20 protein-coding genes and 5 tRNA genes are annotated in these 22,569 nt (G+C 46.0%); 11 read left to right on the top strand and 14 right to left on the bottom strand.

All coding sequences use genetic code 11. The features are described 5' to 3' along the window. The first annotated feature begins 22 nt into the window (after positions 1-22). From BFN00_RS08695 to BFN00_RS08670, 6 genes are read left to right on the top strand one after another with little or no spacing between them, the layout of a single operon-like run. Positions 23-2,860, top strand: a complete 2,838-nt coding sequence (locus tag BFN00_RS08695) for a monovalent cation/H+ antiporter subunit A (RefSeq protein WP_005101423.1) — start codon at positions 23-25, stop codon at positions 2,858-2,860. 4 nt (positions 2,861-2,864) lie between these two features. After that, positions 2,865-3,230, top strand: coding sequence for a Na+/H+ antiporter subunit C (locus tag BFN00_RS08690; RefSeq protein ID WP_004281114.1), 366 nt, complete (start codon positions 2,865-2,867; stop codon positions 3,228-3,230). Further along, the gene (locus BFN00_RS08685) at positions 3,230-5,038 is read left to right on the top strand and encodes a monovalent cation/H+ antiporter subunit D (RefSeq protein ID WP_004281113.1); all 1,809 of its coding nucleotides are present in this window, start codon (positions 3,230-3,232) and stop codon (positions 5,036-5,038) included. Before BFN00_RS08690 ends, BFN00_RS08685 begins: the two co-directional genes overlap by 1 nt. Continuing rightward, a complete protein-coding gene (locus tag BFN00_RS08680; protein WP_004281112.1) occupies positions 5,038-5,556 on the top strand; it encodes a Na+/H+ antiporter subunit E in 519 nt (172 codons plus the stop codon). Before BFN00_RS08685 ends, BFN00_RS08680 begins: the two co-directional genes overlap by 1 nt. Then, positions 5,553-5,828 carry a monovalent cation/H+ antiporter subunit F gene (locus BFN00_RS08675; protein WP_004281111.1) on the top strand — a complete coding sequence of 92 codons (276 nt, stop codon included), beginning with the start codon at positions 5,553-5,555 and terminating at the stop codon, positions 5,826-5,828. The genes BFN00_RS08680 and BFN00_RS08675 overlap by 4 nt, the downstream gene beginning before the upstream one ends. Positions 5,829-5,838: 10 nt before the next feature. Then, positions 5,839-6,240, top strand: a complete 402-nt coding sequence (locus tag BFN00_RS08670) for a Na+/H+ antiporter subunit G (RefSeq protein WP_004281110.1) — start codon at positions 5,839-5,841, stop codon at positions 6,238-6,240. 87 nt (positions 6,241-6,327) lie between these two features. Here BFN00_RS08670 and BFN00_RS08665 read toward each other — a convergent pair whose 3' ends face one another. The 11 genes from BFN00_RS08665 to tpiA all read right to left on the bottom strand — a co-directional run bounded on the left by BFN00_RS08665 (position 6,328) and on the right by tpiA (position 13,587). Continuing rightward, positions 6,328-6,732: a ribosome-binding factor A gene (locus BFN00_RS08665; RefSeq protein ID WP_004281108.1), complete on the bottom strand. Its 405-nt coding sequence runs from the start codon at positions 6,730-6,732 to the stop codon at positions 6,328-6,330. Continuing rightward, positions 6,732-9,440: a translation initiation factor IF-2 gene (gene infB, locus BFN00_RS08660; protein WP_004281106.1), complete on the bottom strand. Its 2,709-nt coding sequence runs from the start codon at positions 9,438-9,440 to the stop codon at positions 6,732-6,734. The genes BFN00_RS08665 and infB overlap by 1 nt, the downstream gene beginning before the upstream one ends. Positions 9,441-9,450: 10 nt before the next feature. Continuing rightward, a complete protein-coding gene (nusA, locus tag BFN00_RS08655) occupies positions 9,451-10,935 on the bottom strand; it encodes a transcription termination factor NusA (protein WP_004281105.1) in 1,485 nt (494 codons plus the stop codon). Positions 10,936-10,969: 34 nt separating this feature from the next. After that, positions 10,970-11,494 carry a ribosome maturation factor RimP gene (gene rimP / locus BFN00_RS08650; RefSeq protein ID WP_004281103.1) on the bottom strand — a complete coding sequence of 175 codons (525 nt, stop codon included), beginning with the start codon at positions 11,492-11,494 and terminating at the stop codon, positions 10,970-10,972. A gap of 223 nt (positions 11,495-11,717) precedes the next feature. Next, a tRNA-Met gene (locus BFN00_RS08645) sits at positions 11,718-11,794 on the bottom strand. Between the two features lie 88 nt (positions 11,795-11,882). Further along, positions 11,883-11,959 (bottom strand) — tRNA-Met (locus BFN00_RS08640). Between the two features lie 67 nt (positions 11,960-12,026). Beyond that, a tRNA-Met gene (locus tag BFN00_RS08635) sits at positions 12,027-12,103 on the bottom strand. Positions 12,104-12,183: 80 nt separating this feature from the next. Beyond that, positions 12,184-12,260: transfer RNA gene (locus BFN00_RS08630), tRNA-Met, on the bottom strand. A gap of 54 nt (positions 12,261-12,314) precedes the next feature. After that, positions 12,315-12,399 (bottom strand) — tRNA-Leu (locus BFN00_RS08625). A 53-nt stretch (positions 12,400-12,452) separates the two neighbouring features. Then, complete coding sequence (gene secG / locus BFN00_RS08620) at positions 12,453-12,782, bottom strand: preprotein translocase subunit SecG (protein WP_004281101.1); 330 nt, start codon at positions 12,780-12,782, stop codon at positions 12,453-12,455. A 13-nt stretch (positions 12,783-12,795) separates the two neighbouring features. Then, positions 12,796-13,587 (bottom strand): triose-phosphate isomerase, encoded by a 792-nt coding sequence (tpiA, locus tag BFN00_RS08615; RefSeq protein WP_004281100.1) that lies wholly within the window; start codon positions 13,585-13,587, stop codon positions 12,796-12,798. Positions 13,588-13,864: 277 nt separating this feature from the next. Here tpiA and pilB point away from each other — a divergent pair, with 277 nt between their 5' ends. From pilB to coaE, 4 genes are read left to right on the top strand one after another with little or no spacing between them, the layout of a single operon-like run. Next, positions 13,865-15,574 (top strand): type IV-A pilus assembly ATPase PilB, encoded by a 1,710-nt coding sequence (gene pilB / locus BFN00_RS08610; protein WP_004281098.1) that lies wholly within the window; start codon positions 13,865-13,867, stop codon positions 15,572-15,574. 31 nt (positions 15,575-15,605) lie between these two features. Beyond that, on the top strand, positions 15,606-16,835 hold the full coding sequence (locus BFN00_RS08605) for a type II secretion system F family protein (protein ID WP_004281096.1): 1,230 nt from the start codon (positions 15,606-15,608) through the stop codon (positions 16,833-16,835). Continuing rightward, on the top strand, positions 16,835-17,695 hold the full coding sequence (locus BFN00_RS08600; protein ID WP_004281094.1) for a prepilin peptidase: 861 nt from the start codon (positions 16,835-16,837) through the stop codon (positions 17,693-17,695). The genes BFN00_RS08605 and BFN00_RS08600 overlap by 1 nt, the downstream gene beginning before the upstream one ends. A gap of 1 nt (position 17,696) precedes the next feature. Beyond that, positions 17,697-18,296 (top strand): dephospho-CoA kinase, encoded by a 600-nt coding sequence (coaE, locus tag BFN00_RS08595; protein ID WP_004281093.1) that lies wholly within the window; start codon positions 17,697-17,699, stop codon positions 18,294-18,296. A 21-nt stretch (positions 18,297-18,317) separates the two neighbouring features. Here the strand turns inward: coaE and BFN00_RS08590 are convergent, their stop codons facing one another. From BFN00_RS08590 to ppnP, 3 genes are all read right to left on the bottom strand, one after another. Next, positions 18,318-19,241, bottom strand: a complete 924-nt coding sequence (locus tag BFN00_RS08590) for a DMT family transporter (protein WP_004644926.1) — start codon at positions 19,239-19,241, stop codon at positions 18,318-18,320. Between the two features lie 6 nt (positions 19,242-19,247). After that, on the bottom strand, positions 19,248-19,997 hold the full coding sequence (gene rlmB, locus BFN00_RS08585) for a 23S rRNA (guanosine(2251)-2'-O)-methyltransferase RlmB (RefSeq protein ID WP_004281091.1): 750 nt from the start codon (positions 19,995-19,997) through the stop codon (positions 19,248-19,250). Positions 19,998-20,131: 134 nt separating this feature from the next. Further along, positions 20,132-20,455 (bottom strand): pyrimidine/purine nucleoside phosphorylase, encoded by a 324-nt coding sequence (gene ppnP, locus BFN00_RS08580; RefSeq protein WP_004281089.1) that lies wholly within the window; start codon positions 20,453-20,455, stop codon positions 20,132-20,134. A gap of 442 nt (positions 20,456-20,897) precedes the next feature. Here ppnP and recN point away from each other — a divergent pair, with 442 nt between their 5' ends. Next, the gene (gene recN, locus BFN00_RS08575) at positions 20,898-22,559 is read left to right on the top strand and encodes a DNA repair protein RecN (RefSeq protein ID WP_004281087.1); all 1,662 of its coding nucleotides are present in this window, start codon (positions 20,898-20,900) and stop codon (positions 22,557-22,559) included. The last annotated feature ends 10 nt before the right edge of the window (positions 22,560-22,569 follow it).

The following is a 22,569-nucleotide window of genomic DNA, read 5'->3' as shown; positions in this document are numbered from 1 at the left end:
GGTCAAAACCTAAATCATGACAATGGATACGAGTGTGCTGCCGATTATTATATTGTTACCGTTAGTATTAGGCACAACCCTTGTCTCGTGGCTGAAGCAATTTTCGCGCGGGGTAACGGCTTTAGGGGCAATTGGTGTCAGCCTCAGCAGTTTCTTATTATTATTGAGTCAGGCGCCTGCCATATTTGACGGCGCAGTGATGACCCAGACCTGGTCCTGGCTGCCCCAGCTCGGCATCGATTTCAGTTTTCGCCTGGATTCTCTGGGACTGCTGTTTGCCTTGCTGATCAGCGGAATTGGTACCCTGATTTATATTTATGCCTATTATTACCTTAATCCAAAAAATTCACTGAGCAAACTGTATCTCCTGCTGATGCTGTTTATGGCGGCGATGCTCGGAATTTCATTGTCGAATAACCTGATTATCTTATTGGTTTTCTGGGAACTAACCAGTATTTCCTCCTTCTTGCTGGTAGGTTACTGGAGCAATTACGAAGCGGCACAACGTGGCTCACGTATGGCCCTGACCATTACCGGAATGGGTGGTCTGGCGATGCTGGGCGGTTTTGTCCTGCTCGGTCAAATTACCGGCACCTATCAGCTTGATCAAATCCTGATGATGACTGAACAGATTCAGTCCCATCATTTATTTGTTCCAACCTTGTTGCTGATTTTACTCGGCGCCTTTACCAAAAGTGCGCAGTTCCCGTTTCACTTCTGGTTGCCCAATGCCATGGCTGCACCGACACCGGTCTCTGCCTATTTGCACTCGGCCACCATGGTCAAAGCCGGTTTATTCCTGGTAGCACGTTTGCTCCCGATCTTTGCCGGTGCTGCACTGTTTCATAATATTGTGACCTTTGTTGGTCTGTTTACCCTGTGCATGGCCGCCTTCTTTGCCATTTTTAAGGAAGACCTGAAAGGCTTGCTCGCCTATTCCACCATCAGCCATTTAGGTCTGATCATGTGTCTGCTCGGGATTGGTTCACCATTGGCTGTTGCAGCAGCGATTTTCCATATTATTAACCATGCCACCTTTAAAGCGGCACTGTTTATGATTGCCGGCATCATCGATCATGAATCCGGGACTCGTGACTTACGTAAACTGTCTGGCCTATGGCAATTACTGCCATTTACCGCCACGCTGACCATGATCACGGCAGCATCCATGGCGGGTGTACCGTTGACCAATGGTTTCCTGTCTAAGGAAATGTTCTTTACCGAACTGGTCGCCAGTTTAAGTGGTCCACTTATGGTCGGCTCTGCTATTGTCGCGACACTGGCCGGGATTTTTGCGGTGGCTTATTCCATTCGACTGGTGCATGGAGTCTTTTTCGATGGTCCGCTAGGCAAGCAGGTCCCGAATAAAGATGCACATGAACCTGCCTTTGGTATGCGCGCACCGGCCACTTTGTTAGCAATTTTATGTATTTTAGTCGGTCTATTACCGGCTCTTCTGGTGGAAAAAATTGTCAACAGCACTACTCAAGCCACCACCCAGAATTTTGCCTTTGAAGGCACTCATCTGGCGCTTTGGCATGGTTTCAACCTGCCCCTTCTGATGAGTGTGATTTCTCTGCTCGGCGGAATAATCTTTTACTTTTCTCTCGCCAAAGGTGGCGCCTTACGTGAAATCGACCTGGATCCAAAACTGGGCCGCTTACAGGGCCGAGTGCTGTTCGACCTGTTTTTGAAAAATTTGCTGCTGAATTCACGCCGTTTCCGCCGTGCCACTGAAAATGGCAAATTGCAAAGCTATTTATTGTGGATTGTAATTTTTACCGTCGGGCTGGTGGGGTTCCCATTACTCAGCAATGCAGTGGGTACGGGTACACGCGAGCTGACCCATGCCCCTGCCCTGGCGATTATCTTGTGGTTACTGCTGTTCTCTGCCTGCTGGATGCTGCTGTGGTTCCATCATGAGCGGATTAAAGCGGTACTGATTAGCGGTGCAGTCGGCCTGGTCGTCACCATGGTCTTTATCGGCTTCTCGGCGCCCGATCTGGCATTGACCCAGATTACGGTCGATGTGGTCACCACGGTTCTACTACTGATGAGTTTATCTTTACTGCCTCAGTTAACACCGTATGAATCGAGTCCGACCCGTCGCTGGCGTGATGCCATTATTGCCTTGGGCGGCGGTCTCGGGATTGCGGCAATTGCCTGGCTGATCATGACCCGTGATCACAATTCCATTTCATGGTTCTTCCTGCAACAGTCGATTCCACTGGGCGGCGGAACCAATGTCGTGAATGTAATTCTGGTCGATTTCCGTGGTTTCGATACCTTCGGCGAAATTACTGTACTCGGCATTGCAGCGATTGGTGTACTCAGCCTGATGGATGGCATGCGTGCGCATGGCACCACCATGACCCAGGGCCTGACCTATCGTTTTAACCCATCCCCGCTGATGTTGCGTATTACCGCATCCTGGATTTTGCCGGTCGCGCTGGTAGTCAGCCTGTATATCTTTATGCGTGGCCATAACCTGCCGGGCGGTGGTTTTATTGCCGGACTAGTGACTTCACTGGCACTTATTATTCAATATATCGCAGTGGGACAGGACAAAACCGAACAGTTGCTTGGCGCCAAATCCGGTCGCCTGTATGAAATCTGGATCGGGATCGGCTTAACGATTGCAGGATTGACTGGAATCGCAGCCTGGTTCTGGTCACGTCCATTCCTGACCAGTGCACATATTTATGTCTCTCCGCCAATGATTGGAGAAATGCATTTGGCTTCGGCTGCGCTGTTTGATGTTGGCGTCTATGTCACTGTTGTGGGTGCAACGATGCTGATGATTTCAGTCTTGGGCGATTCACGTCACTCAAGCATGACTGGCCCTGTACCAAGAGGATAATAGAATGATCAGTTTAGAATTTTTATTAGCCTCTGCGATTGGCCTGCTGACGGCCACAGGCATTTATCTGATCCTACGTGCCCGTACCTTCCCGGTAGTGTTGGGTCTCGCCATGATTGGTTATGCAGTCAACCTGTTTTTATTTGCCATGGGCCGAATTCAGATGAATTCGCCTGCAGTATTGACTGAAGCCTCGAAAGTGACCGATCCCCTTCCTCAGGCACTGGTGCTGACAGCCATCGTGATTGGCTTTGCCACCACTGCCTTTATTGTCCAACTGGCATTGCGTAGCCGCTACGAATCAGGAACAGACCACGTTGACTCCAAAGAAGAAATACCAAATCTTGACCCGCGCGAGGATGAGCCTTAATGACTGATCTTCTCAATTTCTGGAATCAACATACCCCTATTTTCAGTATTCTTTTACCGGCCTTTACCGCTTTTGTCCTGGTTCTTTTAGGCAACCCGGGTTCAGGCTCTCTGGCGACGGACTGGCGTCAGCCCTGGCGTCGGGGTATCAGCTATGTCTCAAGTATCTTGGGCCTGATCATTGCTGTCAGCTATTTAGTAGACAGTAGTCAGGGTCAGATCAATGTTTATACGCTGGGCGAATGGGTCGCACCTTTTGGTATTGTACTGGTTCTCGATCAGCTCTCTGCGATGATGCTGGTTTTGACCTATGCCCTTGCAGTGCCGGTGCTCTGGTATGCCAGTAAAGAATGGGATATGCGTGGGCGTTATTTCCATGCCATGGTGCATTTCCTGCTCATGGGTTTGACCGGTGCCTTCCTGACCGGTGACCTGTTTAACCTGTTCGTGTTTTTTGAAATATTGTTGATGGCATCCTATGTACTACTGCTACATGGACAAGGCAAGGCCCGTTTCCAGCTGGGAATCCATTACGTCACCATCAACCTGTTTGCTTCTGCCCTGTTCCTGATTGGACTCGGGATGATTTATGGCAGTGTCGGCAGTCTGAATATGGCAGATGTGGCCCGCTTGATGCCTACCCTCGCTGAAGATCAGCACAAGCTGGCGGTTGCTGGTGGATTAATGCTGTTTGTCGTGTTTGGAATTAAAGCAGCGATGTTACCGCTCGGCTTCTGGTTACCCAAAACCTATGCCGTAGCCACCACACCTGTGGCAGCACTCTTTACCATTATGACCAAAGTCGGGGTGTATGCAATTTTACGGATTAATGGAACTGTTTTTGATGATGAATACAGCCACCAGATTCTGATGAATTGCCTGCTGGTGATTGGTCTGATTACGTCGGTTTATGGCGTGATTTGTGCAATCGGCACAGAACGTCTGCGCCGTTTTATCGGCTTTATGGTGCTGTCTTCAGTCGGAACAATTCTGGTAGCAATCGGTATGAATACGACTGCAGCCTGGGCCGGTGCATTGTATTATATGGTGCACAGTACCCTGATTGGCGCAGCCTTTTATATCCTGTCAGGCTGGATTACCTCACAGCGCGGCGAATTTAAGGATCATTTTAAAATCGCGCCACTGATGAAACAGAACAAGCTGGTTTCGATTGTCTATTTCATCATTGCCTTGATGATGGCAGGCCTGCCACCGTTTAGTGGTTTCTTCGGTAAAGTCTTTATTTTGCAGGCTTCTGCCAATTCAGACTATCAGATGATTATTATCCTGACCATTTTATTGGTAAGCTTCCTCAGTATTCTGGCCTTTACCAGGGTTGGTTTCGTGCTGTTCTGGCGTTCGACCAGACCTGAGGATGACCTTAATTCTGAAGATTTTCACAAATATGAAGCTTTACCAAGTAAGGCACCGGCACGTAATGATCGTGTAATCTATCTATTGCTTGCTGGCCTGACTGCCTATGTGGTGTTTGCCGGACCGATCTATCAATATAATTATCAGACTGCGGAACAGATTAAAAATAATCCGGTTTATGAAGCTGCCTTGTTAAAACGCGATGCAGAAGGCCAGTTTATTAGTGTGCAACCTTTTGATCCAAGCTATTTACCTGAAACCAAGTACGGTGGTGAGACAGTCGATCCGAATGCACATCTGGTTCCTTATACGATTTCGGAAGCCACTCTGGAAGGTGAAAATATTTCTGAATTCAAGCAACGCCAGATTGATCAGCAGTATGTTGAACAAAACAGATATGATGATAATCAACTTAAACCGGTGGAGGGACCTTAATGGCTGTATCATTCCTGCAACGTTGGTTCCCGCATCCGCTAGTTTCTGTGATCGTTGGGCTAAGCTGGATTCTACTGGCACATAATCTGGAAGCTGGAACATTGCTTTTCGCGCTGGTTCTGGCGATTGTCATTCCGAAAATGGTTGCACCTTTTATTGACTATACCCCGAATATCCAGTGGGCTCCTGCCGTGCGCCTTTTCTTTGTCGTGGTTTGGGATATTGTAGTAGCCAATATTAAAGTCGCAAAACTGGTACTTGGTCCAACCAAGAACCTGCATCCAAAATGGTTTCGCGTGCCTTTGGAAACCGAGCATGAGGAAGTCAATGCCTTGCTGGCAATGATCATTACCACAACGCCCGGTACAGTATCTGCAGGCATTGATCAGGATCGTGGTGATATTCTGGTTCATGCCTTAAGCACAGAGGATGAAGCAGCAGAAATCGAAACAATCAAACAGCGCTACGAACAGCCTCTGATTGAAATTTTCAGCGCACAGACAGGAGAAAAAGCATGACTATTCTGCCTTATGCATTAATGATTTGCCTAGGTGCTATCACTGTCTCGATGTTACTCTGCCTGATCCGACTCATCACTGGCCCTTCTATCGTGGATCGTCTGTTGGCACTCGACACCCTGTTCCTGAATGCCACCTGTCTGATTGTCATTTTAGGGATTTACTGGAGTAGCAGCTTCCTGTTTGAAGGGGCCTTACTGGTTGCGATGCTTGGCTTTGTTTCGACTACAGCCTTGGCACGTTATTTCACCACTGGCCATGTGATCGACTAGGAGTTTTTAAATGTCCTTAATTTTAGAAATACTGGTGTCGATTTTTTTATTGATTGGTGCTTTCTTTATGTTGGTCGGCGGGATCGGTATGGTCCGTCTGCCTGATCTGTTTATGCGTCTGCACGCCCCGACCAAATCCAGTACTTTGGGCCTGGGCAGCTTTTTGATGGCCTCAATTCTGTTCTCGGCCATATATGGCCGTTTCGGTTTTGCTGAAGTGCTCATCACCCTGTTCGCCTTCATTACCGCACCGGTATCTGCCAATCTGATGGCACAGGCTGCATTACATTTGCGTTTACGCTCTTTGAGTGGCGAGGTTCCGGAAACGCTGGAACGCCCTCTGCCTTGGCAGCGCTCACGCCGTCGTACCTTTTATGAAAAGAAAATCAATCGTAATGATGATTTCGATTAATTGAGCAAGCAATTCAAGTTCTTTTAAATCTAAAAAAATCTAGAGATAAAAAAAGCCACCCGAAGGTAGCTTTTTTAGTCCTAAGACTTATTCATCATCTTTTTTTGCTTCAGCTTCAGGTAAGTCCTTCACTGCTTCAGCGATCAGACCAAACATATAGTTACCATATGCATTGGTCTTATCATAATGGAAACGTAGACGAGGCGTAATACGGGTTTTGATACGACGACTCAGCTCATGGCGCAAGAAACCAGATGCTTTGTTCAACACATCCAAAGTTTCTTTATTGGCTTCTTGGCTTTGCTCATCGCCAAGTTCACGTCCCATCACAGTGACATAAACTTCCGCATATCCCAGGTCTGGGCTCACCTTCACCGCAGAGATGGTCACGAGACCACCTAAGCGTGGATCTTTCAGCTCCTGACGGATCAGTTCTGACAACTCGCGTTGTACTGTATCCGCCATACGCTTCAGACGTTGACTACCCGCCATTAAAGACTCCGTTTAATCAGTTGAACATCGTACACTTCGATCTTATCAAGTGCTTTGATGTCTTTATAGCCTTTCACCGCAAGACCACATTCCATACCGGCACGAACTTCTTCAACCACTTCTTTGTAGCGACGAAGAGATTCAAGCTCGCCCTGGAACACAACCACATCATCACGTAATACGCGAATCGGTTTGTTACGATGCAATACGCCTTCAAGTACCATACAGCCCGCAGCCGCACCAAACTTACTTGAGTGGAATACTTCACGTACTTGTGCAACACCCAGAATCGTTTCACGATGTTCTGGTGCAAGCTTACCGCTCATTGCTGCTTTCACATCATCAATCAATTGATAGATGATTGAGTAGTAACGAATGTCGATACTGTCTGCATCTGCTTTTTGACGCGCAGCGTTGTCCGCACGTACGTTAAAGCCGAGTAGAACTGCTTCTGAAGATTCAGCCAGTGTCACGTCAGACTCAGTGATCGCACCTACACCAGAACCGATGATACGTACTTTAACTTCATCAGTCGCAAGCTCAGCAAGTGCTACATGCAAGGCTTCCAAGGTACCGCGTACGTCAGTTTTCAACACAACATTTACGATAGGCACATCTTTCTTGCCCATAGACGCCATGATGTTTTCAAGACGCATTGCAGATTGACGCTCAAGACGTTTTTGACGTTCACGATCCATACGCGCATCGGCAACTTCACGTGCTTTCTTCTCATCGCTGACCACAAGAACTTCGTCACCTGCCATTGGCGCTTCTGGAAGACCCAGAATTTCCACTGGAATCGAAGGACCTGCAGATTTGATACGCTGACCATTTTCATCCGTCATCGCACGAACGCGACCATAAGATGAACCGGCAAGAACAAGATCACCTACTTTCAATGTACCGTTTTGAACCAGAATAGATGTTACTGCACCACGGCTGTTATCTACGCGTGCTTCAATTACGACACCTTGTGCAGCACCTTCTTCAGATGCCTTAAGCTCTAGAAGTTCAGCTTGAATCGAAATAATATCAAGAAGTTCATCAATGCCTTGACCAGTATGTGCAGAAACCATTGCCACTGGAACGTCACCACCCCATTGTTCTGGCACGATTTCTTTCACAGTCAATTCATTCAATACGCGATCTGGATCAGCAGATTCTTTATCCATCTTGTTGATTGCAACAATGATTGGTGTACCTGCAGCACGTGCATGGTCAATTGCTTCTGCAGTTTGTGGCATTACACCATCATCTGCTGCAACAACCAGAACCACGATATCTGTTGCTTTCGCACCACGTGAACGCATTGCAGTAAATGCTGCGTGTCCCGGAGTATCAAGGAATGTAATCATACCTTTATCAGTAGTTACATGGTAAGCACCGATATGCTGTGTGATACCGCCCGCTTCGCCAGCAGCCACTTTTGCACGACGAATACGGTCAAGCAGCGATGTTTTACCATGGTCAACGTGACCCATAATGGTAACAACAGGCGCACGCGTAGATTGCGCACCACGTGCTTCTTCAGCTGCTTCAAGCAAGTTATCTTCAGCTTGTGTATCAGAAACCAGTACCGGATTATGGCCCATTTCTTCCACAACAAGTGCAGCAATTTCTTGATCAATCGCCTGGTTCTGAGTAACCAATTCACCCATTTTCATGAGTGATTTAATCACTTCACGAACCTTAACTGCCATTTTCGCAGCTAAGTCAGCAACGACAATCGTTTCACCGATTTCAACATCGTAAACCTGTTTTTTCACAGGTTTTTCGAAGCCGTGCTTGTTGCCTTGACTGGTTTTTAAACCGCGCTTAGGCTGTTTGCTGAAGCTTTGCTCTTCCTGACCACGACGACCACCTTTTTTCGGTGCACGCGCGCTCGGCGTATTCGTACCACGTTTGATTTCGCGGTCTTCTTTCGCAAATGAGTCTTCATATGCCTGACCAACAAGACCGGCAGCCAGAGGAGAATCATCAACAACACGAATCGTTGCAGCAGTATCTTCCGCGGTGTACTTAGACGCCATTTGACGCATTTGTTCAAGCGTACGTTGCTGCGCTTCTTCAGCCGCTTTACGACGTGCTGCTTCTTCAACAGCTTTTAATTTTGCTGCTTCTGCTTCACGTGCCTTTTTCTGTTCAGCGGTTTCAGTTGGTTTAACAACTTGCTTCACAATCGGCTTGTTGGTTGATTTGCGTTTTACCACAACTGCAGCTTTAGAAACTTCTTGCTTGTCGCTGGTTTGCTTTGCAGCAGCACGCATCGCTTCTAGAGCTTTATTCGCGTTATTTACGCCAGTTTTTGGAGCTTCAGCAGAAGCAGCTTGTGCTGTATTCTGCTCAGGCGCAGCTTTGGCCTGTTGCTCAGCCTTGGCTTTCGCCAATGCTTCTGCTTTGATCTGCTCTGGATCCGGCTTAACAAATGTATGCTTCTTGCGAACTTCTACATTAATCGTTTTCGCCTTACCTGAAGTACTGGCTACTTTAGCCGTACTAGTCGTTTTACGTTTCAACGTGATTTGCCCTGCTTGGCTTTCTGAACCCTGTGACTTTTTCACATGGCTCATCAAGCTATCTTGTTGTTCGGTGGTAATAATATCGTCAGCTTTACGCTGTGGTAAACCTGCCTCACGAACCTGCTCTAGGAGCTTCTCAACTGGACTACCCACATTGAGGGCTAACTCTTTAATCGACTTGTCCGTCATATACTACCTCCTAGTTAAACCATGATTCGCGCGCTTTCATAATGAGTTGACCTGCTTTCTCAGCACCCAAACCTTCAATATCTTCGATATCGTCAGTCGCCTGATCTGCTAAATCATCCACTGTTACCACACCACGAGCTGCTAGCGCTTGCGCGATCTCTACTGTCATGCCTTCCATTGCAACAAGTTCTTCACTTGGCGCTTGTATGTTCTCTTGCTGTTGTAATGCATCAGCAAGTGCAATTTCTTTCGCACGGCTTTGCAGTAGTTCAACCAGTTCCGCATCCAGTTCGATTTCATCAAACGTTTCTGCAGGAACATAAGCAATTTCTTCAAGCGAGGTGAAGCCCATTTCTACCAATGCCATCGCCAAATCTTCCGCGATATCCAGACGGGTAACAAACATGTCTAAATATTGTTGCGCTTCGTTTTGTTGACGGGCGTAGTATTCCTCTTCCAGCATCATGTCCAGCTTGTAGCCAGTCAATTCAGATGCCAGACGAACGTTCTGACCTTGTGAACCAATCGCACGTGCCAACTGATCGCTGGTTGCGAAAATGATATCTGCAGTACGTGCATCTTCATCGATGACAATACTCGATACATCTGCTGGTTCCAATGCACTTGCGATATATTGCGCAGGATCATCCGACCAAACTACCACATCAATACGCTCGCCATTGAGCTCTTGCTGTACAGCTTGAATACGGGTACCACGCATACCAATACAAGCACCCACCGGGTCAATACGGTGGTCATTGGTTTTCACTGCAATTTTAGCACGAACGCCTGGTTGGCGAGCCGCCGCTTTAATTTCAATAATTTCTTCAGAAATCTCAGGGATTTCTTTCTTCATCAATGCAATCAGCATATCCGGTTTAGCACGTGACAGTTGTAACTGCGCACCACGACCTTCACGGTTGACATTGAATAGAATCGCATTCACGCGTTGCTTCGGACGAAGGATTTCTTTCGGAATCATTTCTTCGCGAGCAAGATACGCTTCAGCATTGTCACCTAGGTCAATGATAAAGCCGTCTTTGGTTTGTTTTTTCACTTCACCGTAGATCAGCTCGCCGACTTTAGATTCGTAAGCATCGGCTACGAGTGCACGTTCTGCTTCACGGATCTTCTGTACGATCACTTGCTTGGCAATTTGCGCTGCAATACGACCGAAGTCAATCGATTCAACTTCAAGCTCACGAATGTCGCCAATCGACCATTTTGCCGGATCAACATCAGAGATGGCATCCTGACAAGCTGGCATTTCATGGTCTTCGTCTGCAACCACTTCCCACTGACGGAAAGTACGATAGTCACCTGTTTTACGATCGATTTCCACACGTAAACGTGCTTCTTCCGAATGTGTTCCTTCGTAGAATTTTTTCTTTGTCGCAGCAACTAAAGCTTGCTCAAGCGCTTCAAAGATCGCTTCACGAGGTACACCTTTTTCGTTACTAACCGTTTCAACGACGGTCAGAATTTCACGTGCCATACGTCACCTATTCGTTAAATTTTTATTTATTAAATTAATCTTGGAAGACCAAATTTGCTTTATCGATATTGTGACTGTCGATCTCCAATACCTGTTGCTTTTCTACTTCAACCTGAATCATTTCATTTTCAAGATCGACAGCAACCAGTTTGGCCTGGAATTTACGACGGTTATCTACCGCACTGATCAAACGTAGTGCTACGGTATGACCGATATAGCCTGACATCTGCTCGAGCTGGAAGAATGGACGGTCCCAGCCTGGCGAAGATACTTCAAGTGAATATTCACCCGAGATCGGATCATGAACATCCAGCATTGCACCCACTTGCTGCGTGACACGCACACAATCCTGAACGCCAATACCACGCCCCTGCTCTTCTTCACCATCTTCATTGATTGCTGGTGCAACGCTCTCATCGACTGGCTTGTCGATGTAGATACGTAATAACGAACATTTACCCTGTGGCAGGAATTCAATCCCCCAAAGGTTTACATTACAGGCTTCAACTGCTGGTGCAATCAAGTCCTGAAGTGCTTGAGTTTTATTTGATAGCTTCATTTACTCTCGTCATCTGGTGCGATTTTATGATCTATTTGACCACTACAAACCAATACAAACTATAGTAGTAGTGAAACATGGAGATTTGACCAAATAATGTCGACACTACACGATAGCCAATAAAAAAGGGCGTAAATCGCCCCAATTAATGCACAATTTAAGATTTTTTCAAATCCCACTGTGCAAAAAGGCCCACCTTGTTGTGAGCCTCTTTTTAGAAACTTGGTAGCGGGAGCTGGATTTGAACCAACGACCTTCGGGTTATGAGCCCGACGAGCTACCAGACTGCTCCATCCCGCATCAACGTGCAAAAATTATATACAAAAGATGAGAACTTTTCAATCAAAACCACATCATTCTGCATATTTGTCATCTGTCGCTGAAAAAGTGGTAGCGGGAGCTGGATTTGAACCAACGACCTTCGGGTTATGAGCCCGACGAGCTACCAGACTGCTCCATCCCGCATCAGCGTACAAATAACATTCAGTTTAAAAAACTTAAACTGCTTTTAAAGTTTGCATCTTTAAAAGATTGGTAGCGGGAGCTGGATTTGAACCAACGACCTTCGGGTTATGAGCCCGACGAGCTACCAGACTGCTCCATCCCGCAACAACATGCAAATTAATTTTCTCAACTTAAAACCTGTTTAAGCTGCCTCTTGAAAGTTTGCGCCTTTAAAAAGGATTGATTGGTAGCGGGAGCTGGATTTGAACCAACGACCTTCGGGTTATGAGCCCGACGAGCTACCAGACTGCTCCATCCCGCATCAACAGAAGTTTTTTCAGCTGCATACACCAACTTAAATTTCTGGATTATAAGTTGGTGCGGAAGGGGGGACTTGAACCCCCACGCCCGAAAGCACTACCACCTCAAGGTAGCGTGTCTACCAATTCCACCACCACCGCAGCTGTGACGCATTCTAGTCGTATCACTGAAAAAAAGAAAGGATTAATTAAAACTATTCGGTCGTTTCTGGTGCAGTTGGTGAAGTTTCATTCGATTGTACAGGTGTGGTCGGCGCAGACTGAACCGATCCCAAACTATAGGCATTCGAGGTTTGTTGCTTGGCTAAAATCGCCAAAGTCAGACTGGTTACGAAAAACAGTGCAGTAAAAATTGCAGTCAAACGGGTCATGAAATTACCCGAACCCGATGCTCCGAATACTGTCGCTGCACCACCGCCACCGAAAGAGGCACCAGCATCTGCACCTTTACCATGCTGAACCAAAATCAAGACAATCATCAAAACAGCTAAGATAATATGTACTACCAGCACAAAAGTTTGCATGCTGAACTCCTAATTATTGTGTATTTGCAAATGCATGAGCAATTTTATGGAACGACTCAGCATTGAGTGATGCACCACCGACCAATGCCCCGTTGATATCTGGGCAGGCTGCTAACTCTACTGCATTTTCCGGCTTGACACTACCACCATATAAAATCGCCATCGTCGCGCCATAACCAGTGATCTGGCTTAAACCTTGACGGATTTGTGCATGCATGGCCTGTGCATCTTCAGGAGAAGCAGTTTTACCAGTTCCAATTGCCCAGATCGGTTCATAGGCAATCACGATATTTTTCCATTGCTCAGCTTCAACCACAGCAGCAATATCACAAATCTGTTGTAGCACTACAGCTTCTGCCTGCCCTGCTTCACGTTGTTCCAGGCTTTCACCAACGCAATAAATCACGGTCAAACCGGCACTTAAGGCATTCTTGATTTTCGCATTTAAAATATCAGCATTTTCCGCAAATATTTCACGGCGTTCAGAATGACCCACTAGTACATAGTGAATTTGACTATCGGCCAACAATTCAGCACTGACTTCACCAGTGTAGGGACCTGTTCCAGAAATACGTGAAACATCTTGTGCTACGGTATAAATCGGACGAACCGCAGATGACAGCTCTGCCTGAATCTGGCTTAAGGCAATGGCAATCGGTGCCACACCTAAATGACATTGATCTTCGGCAATTGGCGCAGTTTCCAGCAAATTCTTAATACCACGCACCAAGCTCAATGCATCTGCCTGCACCGGATTCATTTTCCAGTTACCTATCACCCAAGGGGTAATCGTCGAAACCGACATAATTAACCTATTTCATTTACATATTTTGAATTGGGCACATTCTACACGGAATTGGAAAATTAAAAGAATAGTTTTCTTATCACTCCTTCTCAGTTTAGACTATCCAAAATGGTTATTTTTTGTTATCACTTAAAAAAATGGGGACTTCTTCCAACCAGTTCATGCTTTTACTGGAGATGAGGAAGCTAGCAGCACTCTTGGCTATGGTATTTTTACGTAACAAACGTATAATTTTAGTATAGCAATTAAAAGAATTTGATGAGTAGGCATTTATAGCATGACAGCATTACAGGGGTCGCCAAGATTTACCGGATTTATTCGTCGTTTGGTCGAGGAAGGCGTCATCTCGGCTGAAGATATGCGCAGTGCATTAGCGCATGCCAAACAAGAAAAAATCGATATTGTGGCTGAGTTAATTAACCAGCAGCAACTTTCTCCAACCGTCATTGCTGAAACGATTTCAGTCGAATTTGGCGAACCGCTGTTTGATATCAGTGCCTATGATCCTGCTCAAATTCTTCGGGATGCGATTGATGAAAAGCTGATTACCAAGCATCGCATTCTGCCGATTTTTAGAAATTCCAGTATTTTATATGTTGCGACCAGTAACCCGACCAATATCGAAGCGATTGATGCAGTCCGCTTTTCCACCAAACTCAATATTGAAACCATTATTGTTGAACACAATAAACTTGAAAAACTGATCGAGCAGAATTTTACCGAAGAAAGTACCTTTGAATTCGATGAAGACTTTGATCTGGATGTTGATGTCGAATCTGCTGATCCGAATAAAGAAGAGGATGACAGTAACAAGGGTGAAGAAGCACCGATTGTCAAATATATTAATAAATTACTAATTGATGCGATCCGTATGGGGGCTTCAGACTTACATTTTGAACCTTATGAAAAAATCTATCGGGTACGTTACCGGGTAGATGGGGTATTACGCCAGATTGCAACACCACCACTACAGCTGGCAAATCGCTTGTCTTCGCGTCTTAAAGTCATGTCGCAAATGGACATTTCTGAAAAACGGGTACCGCAAGATGGTCGTATTAAATTAAAACTTTCTAAAAATAAAGCCATTGATTTCCGTGTCAACTCTCTCCCTACCCTGTTTGGTGAGAAGCTGGTACTGCGAATTCTGGATCCCTCCAGCGCGATGTTGGGAATTGATGCACTAGGTTATGAACCGGAACAAAAAGACCTTTTTATGCAAGCGCTGGACAAACCGCAAGGCATGCTCCTGATCACTGGTCCAACAGGTTCCGGTAAAACCGTTTCACTGTATACCGGTCTGAATATCCTCAATCGTGAAGATACCAATATTTCGACAGCGGAAGATCCGGTCGAGATTAACTTACAAGGCATTAATCAAGTCAACGTCAACAATAAAGTTGGTCTTACCTTCTCTGCCGCACTGAAGTCCTTCTTACGTCAAGACCCGGACATCGTAATGGTCGGTGAGATCCGGGATCTGGAAACTGCCGAGATTGCGATTAAAGCGGCGCAGACCGGTCATATGGTGATGTCGACCTTGCATACCAATAGTGCGCCTGAGACCTTGACCCGTTTACGAAACATGGGGGTGCCCTCTTTCAATATTGCCACTTCAGTAAACCTGGTCATTGCACAACGGTTGGCGCGTCGTTTGTGTTCACAATGCAAGAAACCTGCAGATATTCCGCAACAAAGCTTACTGGAGATGGGCTTTACCGAAACCGACTTGCAGCAACCTGAGTTCCAAATTTATGAACCGGTGGGCTGCAATGAATGTCGTGAAGGCTATAAGGGTCGTGTAGGTATTTATGAAGTTATGAAAGTAACACCCGAAATTTCCAGAATTATTATGGAGGACGGCAATGCACTTGAAATTGCAGATGCTTCCGCACGTGCAGGTTTTAACAATTTACGCCGGTCAGGTTTAATCAAGGTGATGCAGGGGGTGACTTCTTTACAGGAAGTCAATCGTGTCACCAGCGAATGATCGGGCGCTGATCTAAAATAAGGATAAAGGTATGGCAGCAGTAAAGAAAGGCCAGATGATGCCGATCTTCAGCTATGAAGGAATTGATCGTAAAGGGGCAAAGATCAAGGGGGAATTGCCAGCAAAAAATATGGCTCTGGCCAAGGTCACCCTTCGGAAACAAGGCATCAGCATCAAGACCATTCGGGAAAAGAAAAAAAATATCCTTGAAGGCTTGATGAAGAAAAAAGTCTCAACACTGGATATTACAATTTTTACCCGACAGTTGGCGACCATGATGAAAGCCGGGGTACCACTGGTACAAGGCTTTGAAATTGTCGCAGAAGGTCTGGAAAATCCGGCGATGCGTGAAGTTGTACTAGGAATTAAAGGTGAGGTTGAAGGCGGTAATACTTTTGCCGGAGCACTGCGCAAATATCCACAATATTTCGACAACCTATTCTGTTCACTGGTCGAATCTGGTGAACAATCTGGTGCTTTAGAAACCATGCTAGATCGCGTTGCGATTTACAAAGAAAAAAGCGAACTACTCAAGCAAAAAATCAAAAAAGCCATGAAATATCCTGCTGCGGTGGTTGTAGTCGCCCTAATTGTTACCATCATTCTGATGGTCAAAGTGGTCCCGGTTTTCCAGGATTTATTCTCTTCATTTGGTGCGGACTTACCGGCTTTTACCAAAATGGTGGTCAATATGTCGGAATGGATGCAAAAGTATTGGTTCCTGCTGATTATCGCCATTGGGGCCGTGATTACCGCTTTTCTTGAAGCGAAAAAACGCAGCAAGAAATTCCGCGATTTTCTGGATAAGGCCGCACTCAAAGCCCCGATTTTTGGTGACCTGGTGTATAAAGCGATTATTGCACGTTATAGCCGCACTTTGGCCACGACTTTCGCAGCTGGTGTTCCCTTGATTGATGCACTGGAATCCACTGCCGGCGCTACCAATAACGTCGTGTATGAAGATGCCGTGATGAAAATCCGTGAAGATGTCGCCACAGGTCAACAACTACAGTTTGCCATGCGCGTGACCAACAAATTCCCATCCATGGCAGTACAAATGGTCGCGATTGGTGAAGAATCTGGTGCACTAGATGCCATGCTAGACAAAGTAGCCACACATTATGAAAATGAAGTCGACAATGCAGTTGACGGCTTAACCTCGATGATGGAACCGCTCATTATGGCTGTTCTCGGTGTGCTTGTCGGTGGTCTGGTGATTGCCATGTACCTTCCAATTTTCCAAATGGGTTCTGTGGTTTAATGCACGATTTTCTTCAATATTTTATTCAAAACCCAACGGCGTTGTATATCGCAGTTGGGCTTTTTAGTTTATGTATCGGCAGCTTTCTGAATGTCGTGATTTACCGCACTCCCAAGATGATGGAACAGGAATGGCGTACTGATTGCCAGATGTTCCTGCATCCGGAACAGCCGGTGATTGATGAAACTAAGTTAAGTTTAAGCAAACCCGCTTCAGCTTGCCCCAAGTGTCATCAGCCAATCCGCTGGTACCAGAATATTCCCGTCATTAGCTGGCTGGTCCTGCGCGGAAAATGTAGCAACTGCCAGAATCCGATCAGCATCCGTTATCCTTTGGTTGAAATTCTGACGGCAGTTTGTGCACTCCTTGTCGTAGCAGTATTTGGCCCTACCCTACAAATGCTGTTTGGCCTGATCCTGACTTATGTGCTGATCGCACTCACTTTTATTGATTTTGACACCCAGTTATTGCCTGACCGTTATACTTTACCCTTGGCCGCGCTAGGTTTGGGGGTAAATAGTTATGCACTTTATACCTTACCCGGTGCTGCCATCTGGGGCTATATTATTGGTTTCCTGTGTCTGTGGGTGGTGTATTATGCATTTAAAATCGTTACCGGCAAGGAAGGTATGGGCTATGGCGATTTTAAATTGCTTGCCGCCCTGGGTGCCTGGATGGGGCCTTTATTACTGCCTTTAATTGTGCTGCTGTCTTCTCTGGTTGGTGCGATTATCGGGATTATCCTACTGAAAGTCCGCAAGGAAAATCAGCCTTTTGCCTTTGGTCCCTATATCGCGATTGCCGGCTGGATTGCTTTTTTGTGGGGCGAGCAGATTATGAAAGTGTATTTAGGTCAATAAAGTGAAATTTATACTCGGATTAACCGGCGGGATTGGCAGTGGCAAGTCTGCTGCCAGTCAGTGGTTTGAAGCACAAGGGATCACGGTAGTCGATGCCGATGTGGTAGCGCGTGAAGTGGTCGAAATTGGGCAGCCTGCACTTACCCAGATCCAGCAGGCTTTTGGCGATTGGGTACTGCTTGCCGATGGCTCACTGAATCGTCGTGCCTTGCGTGAATATATCTTCCAGTCTCCTGAAGCACGCAAGACCCTGGAAAGTATTACCCATCCGGCAATTCGCACTTCCATTATCCAGCAACTACATGCTGCGCAAAGTCCCTATGCCATTCTGGTTTCACCACTTTTATTTGAAACCAATCAGCACGAACTCACTCAGCATACCTTACTGATTGATGCCACCATCGAACTGCAAATTGAGCGGGCCTCACAACGTGATGGCCAGAATATCGAACAAATTCGCAATATCATTGCCGCCCAAATGTCCCGCGAACAAAAGCAGACCATGGCCGATGATATTGTCCTAAATGATGGTCATCTGGATCATCTCTATGCTCATCTCAGACCATTACATCAAAAATATTTAAACATGGCAGCCAGCTGAAGCATAAAAAAAGCAGTCTGATTAAGACTGCTTTTTTTGTTCTGCTAATTTTCGGCTCAGACTGTCCTGATGCTGTAACCAGCGCCACGGCTGTAAGGCCCCGACGGCCATACCCATCAGGCCACACACCATGGCCAGACTTAAAGTTTCATTTAATAAAGGTACAGCCAGAATTGCCGCAATAAAAGGTGCAAGATTGGTAATACTGCCTGCCTTAAATGCACCAAGACGCTTGATGGCTTCTACATAGCTTAAAGTAGCAATAATCACCACAAATATGCCGTGAAAAATGGTCTGAAACAGTAAATGCTTGGGTTCAGGCACACTCAAATTTTTCGGTAAAAATAGCAGATAAATCGGCACATATATCACTGCCGACCAGATCGCGACACCACACATTGCCTGCCATGCAGTTAGCTGATATTTACGCAATAAAACAGTAAAAATCGCCCAAAGTATGGCACTGATAAAAAACAGCCCGTCCCCTGCCCCAAAGGCTACACCAGTTTCCCGATACATCAGCATACTCATGAGACATAGTACGACGATCATAATGATCAGGCTGGCCCAGGTATGTTTATCAAAAGCCTGCCCCATCAGAAAAAAAGCCATGATCGCGGTACAGATCGGAATACAGCCATTCAAGAAAATTGCAGCATGGGCGGTAGGTGCGTAGTGAAAAGCACTATAGGCAAACAGGCAATAAATCACCCCGCCAATCATAGCTAAAATAAAAGGCTCTTTTTTCAGTAAAAAAGCGGCCTCTTTACGATAAAGCAAGATCGGCATCAGAATCAGGAAGGCCAAAGAAAAACGCAAGGCCACAATATCCCAAGCACTGATCTGCCACAGCGCATTCAGGCGGGCTGTTAAAGTAAAACCGCCCCAGATGCACATGGTAACAACTAAAAAAACATAGCCTTGGGTACGGTCTGACAATGCCATCATCAATTAAAGGTTACGTTGACGGCAGGCTTCATACAGCGCCATGCCTGTAGCCACACTGACATTCAGACTTTGTAGATTACCTGCCATCGGAATATACACGGTCTGATCACATTGGCTTTGCGTAATTGGACGTAGGCCAGTATCTTCCGCACCCATCACGATACAGACGCCAGTACCGGTAAAATCAAAATTTTGAATCGGCAGCGCTTTTTCATCCAGCATAGTTCCGACAACACGAACATTAAAATCTTCTTTGATTTGACCCAAAGTACGCGCCAGATTGGTGACCTGAATGAATTTGACTTTGTCCGCACCACCTGCAGCCACTTTACGTGCAGTCGGGGTTAACGTTGCAGAACGATCACGTGGCGCAATCACTGCCTCAACGCCCATTGCAGCGGCTGTACGGATACAGGCACCGAGATTATGCGGATCGGTAATATGATCGAGGGCCAATAACAACGCTTGAGGATTCGCACTCAACAAGGATTCAAGATCTTTTTCATTCAGGGTTGGATGAGCACGAACTGCGGCTACGACCCCCTGATGAAACGGTTGCCCGGCCAGTTTCTCCAGTTTGTCACGGCTGGCTTGCTGCACACTGATCCCAAACGGTTCAGCCAGTTCCAGTACACGCTTTAAACGCTGATCATCGCGTCCTTTGAGAGTGAATAATGTCAAGACACGTTCAGGCTCAAGCTCTAACAATGACTCCACTGAATGTACGCCATAAAAATATTCAGGTTTTGCCATGAACGACCTCTAGATTAGTTATATACAAAAGAAAAATCCCGTAAAGCTGACTTCACAGGATTTCTATAGCTGATTAGTTTAACCGATTCGCACTGAAATTTCTTGCCCGGTTTACACTGATCTTGAATCTGGACTTAACCTTCAAAATGGCAGACATAGTCCAGCACATCATCGGTTTCGATTTTAAAACGGCTATTGCCCGGCACATAGAAAGACTGCCCCGCACGGAACAGCTCACTTTCTTCGCTATCGCCAATCTGAACACGGCATTCACCTGAAACAATTTCCATACGCTCAGGAACATGTGTTTCAAAGGTCAAGGCATTTTCTGATGGCAGAATGACACCCAAAGTTTTTTTGGTCCCGTCTTCAAATTGTACAATGTGGCTAATACACAACCCGCCGAAATATACATTAGATTTTTTAAGTACAGATACATGATCAAACTGAGCTGACATGCGATTTCTCCAGATAAAGCATTTTGTAATATTTTGATTGCTGTAGTTTAAATGTGCACCCTCAACTAATCAATCGAAGTTTGTCGGCGTCGATCAAATATTCTGTATCACCTGAACCCCTTCTATTTACAGCATGTTTTGGCCTGTATTTTGCTGATAGATAAACTTAAGTTTCGATCTGCACGCGCTCTTTTAAAAACAGGCTCAATTGAGTCTTTAATTTAAAGATTGGGGATGTCAAAAATATGAAAATCAGCAGTGCATTAACGGACTTCTGAGTCAGCTTCTTGCGAAAATACAGTGAAATAAGCATATATAAATCGCTAAAATTTAAGATAGAATGAAATTGATTCGTCCTGATTTATAATAATCACAGCCATGTTGCGACCCCAATCCGACATCAGGCTATTTCAATCAAACTTTTCGCAGCCCGGATGCGTTTATGCTGACACATTTAACTCTGATCAATTTTGCTTTAGCTGAACATCTTGCTATTGATATTGATAAAGGTTTTAACGTTTTAACCGGTGAAACCGGTGCAGGTAAATCCCTCTTACTGGATGCATTGTCTGCCTGTTTGGGTGAGCGAACCGATACCAATTATGTACGTTATGGCTCAGAAAAAGCCGATGTCACTGCCAGTTTCAGCTATCAGGAACACAGTCCTGAAGCCGCATGGTTAAAAGAACATGAGCTGGATGACGAATCAGGTGAAATTCATTTACGCCGGGTGATTTTTGCTACCGGCCGCAGCAAGGCCTGGATCAATGGACGTCCGAGCAGCCTGTCTGAACTGAAAGAAATTGGGCGTTTACTGGTACAACTCTATAGCCAGCATAGTCAGCAGCAACTTCTGGAACCGCCTTATCCGAAGCACTGGCTGGATCGTTATTATCATTTTTATGCGCCGGCTCAAGCAGTACGTGATGCGTATAGCACTTGGCAAAAAAATATTCGCCAGCATCAGGCAGCTTTGGATGCACAAGCGACACGCAAGCAGCGTCTGGAAACCCTTGAGCTGCAACTCGAAGAACTGGAAGAAATTGTTCAGACGGATTATCCTGAAATTGAACAGGAATTTGATCGGCTCTCGCATCATGAAGCCATTATGCAGGACTGTGTCTATAGCCTGAATGTGCTGGATGAAGCTGAACAGAATATCACTCAGGAACTGGCATCAATTATGCGTCGGGTTGAGTCGCATGCCGGACGCAGTGAACAGCTTTCCGGGATTTATACTTCCCTACTGAATGCTCAAAGCGAACTTGAAGATGCAGCAGCGAATTTACGCCAGTTTATGGATCGGCAGAGTTTTGATCCTGAACGCATGGAAGTACTGAATTCAACTTTAGAAATCTTCCATCGTCTGGCACGTAAATATCGTACCCAGCCAGAATTACTGAAAGAAGAATATGAAGCCTGGCAAAGTGAACTGGAACAGTTACATCAACTGGAAGATCCGGAAACACTGGCTGAACAGGTAGCAGTGTCTTATCAGGAATTTCTGGATAAAGCCCAACATCTGGATCAGATTCGCCGTGAAGCCGCAGCACCTTTGGCCAAGCAGCTCACTGAGCAGGTCAAACAGCTGGCACTGCCTGAAGCACATTTTGAGTTTAAGTTTGAGCCTCTGGAACATCCATCTAGCGAAGGCCTGAGCTTTATCCAGCTACTTTTTACTGCCAATAAAGGCATTCCGGCACAGCCTTTGGCCCGGGTTGCATCAGGTGGTGAGCTTTCGCGTATTGCGTTGGTGATGCAAGTCATGAATGCGGAAAAAACCGAAGCGGAAGTGCTGGTCTTTGATGAAATTGATGTCGGGATCAGTGGTGGTACCGCAGAGATTGTCGGGCGTTTACTGGCCGATCTGGCCCAACATGTACAGATTCTGTGTATTACCCATCAGGCGCAGGTTGCAGCACAATCTGATCAGCACCTACTGGTGAAAAAACAGCAGACTGATCCTGCCAGCAGCACGATTATCAATCTTGAAGAAAATGAAATAATTCAGGAGCTTGCAAGAATGACAGGTGGTGTAGAGATTAGTGAAACCACCTTGCAACATGCCCGTCAGTTACGTCAGCTGAAATTTCAGCAGGCTTAAATATTTACAA

This window comes from Acinetobacter sp. AR2-3 (genome assembly GCF_001878775.1).
Lineage (GTDB): Bacteria > Pseudomonadota > Gammaproteobacteria > Pseudomonadales > Moraxellaceae > Acinetobacter > Acinetobacter lwoffii_D.
Note: the sequence above shows the minus strand (reverse complement) of the source record. Positions and strands in the feature narration are given on the sequence as shown.

Coding starts and splice junctions, on each gene's coding strand:
- BFN00_RS08605 (WP_004281096.1), top strand. CDS start 15,606: ATGGCAGCAGTAAAGAAAGGCCAGATGATGCCGATCTTCAGCTATGAA.
- recN (WP_004281087.1), top strand. CDS start 20,898: ATGCTGACACATTTAACTCTGATCAATTTTGCTTTAGCTGAACATCTT.
- pilB (WP_004281098.1), top strand. CDS start 13,865: ATGACAGCATTACAGGGGTCGCCAAGATTTACCGGATTTATTCGTCGT.
- BFN00_RS08680 (WP_004281112.1), top strand. CDS start 5,038: ATGGCTGTATCATTCCTGCAACGTTGGTTCCCGCATCCGCTAGTTTCT.
- BFN00_RS08665 (WP_004281108.1), bottom strand. CDS start 6,732: ATGGCGGGTAGTCAACGTCTGAAGCGTATGGCGGATACAGTACAACGC.
- rlmB (WP_004281091.1), bottom strand. CDS start 19,997: ATGGCAAAACCTGAATATTTTTATGGCGTACATTCAGTGGAGTCATTG.
- BFN00_RS08690 (WP_004281114.1), top strand. CDS start 2,865: ATGATCAGTTTAGAATTTTTATTAGCCTCTGCGATTGGCCTGCTGACG.
- BFN00_RS08695 (WP_005101423.1), top strand. CDS start 23: ATGGATACGAGTGTGCTGCCGATTATTATATTGTTACCGTTAGTATTA.
- secG (WP_004281101.1), bottom strand. CDS start 12,782: ATGCAAACTTTTGTGCTGGTAGTACATATTATCTTAGCTGTTTTGATG.
- BFN00_RS08600 (WP_004281094.1), top strand. CDS start 16,835: ATGCACGATTTTCTTCAATATTTTATTCAAAACCCAACGGCGTTGTAT.
- BFN00_RS08685 (WP_004281113.1), top strand. CDS start 3,230: ATGACTGATCTTCTCAATTTCTGGAATCAACATACCCCTATTTTCAGT.
- BFN00_RS08670 (WP_004281110.1), top strand. CDS start 5,839: ATGTCCTTAATTTTAGAAATACTGGTGTCGATTTTTTTATTGATTGGT.
- BFN00_RS08675 (WP_004281111.1), top strand. CDS start 5,553: ATGACTATTCTGCCTTATGCATTAATGATTTGCCTAGGTGCTATCACT.
- infB (WP_004281106.1), bottom strand. CDS start 9,440: ATGACGGACAAGTCGATTAAAGAGTTAGCCCTCAATGTGGGTAGTCCA.
- nusA (WP_004281105.1), bottom strand. CDS start 10,935: ATGGCACGTGAAATTCTGACCGTCGTTGAAACGGTTAGTAACGAAAAA.
- rimP (WP_004281103.1), bottom strand. CDS start 11,494: ATGAAGCTATCAAATAAAACTCAAGCACTTCAGGACTTGATTGCACCA.
- BFN00_RS08590 (WP_004644926.1), bottom strand. CDS start 19,241: ATGGCATTGTCAGACCGTACCCAAGGCTATGTTTTTTTAGTTGTTACC.
- ppnP (WP_004281089.1), bottom strand. CDS start 20,455: ATGTCAGCTCAGTTTGATCATGTATCTGTACTTAAAAAATCTAATGTA.
- tpiA (WP_004281100.1), bottom strand. CDS start 13,587: ATGTCGGTTTCGACGATTACCCCTTGGGTGATAGGTAACTGGAAAATG.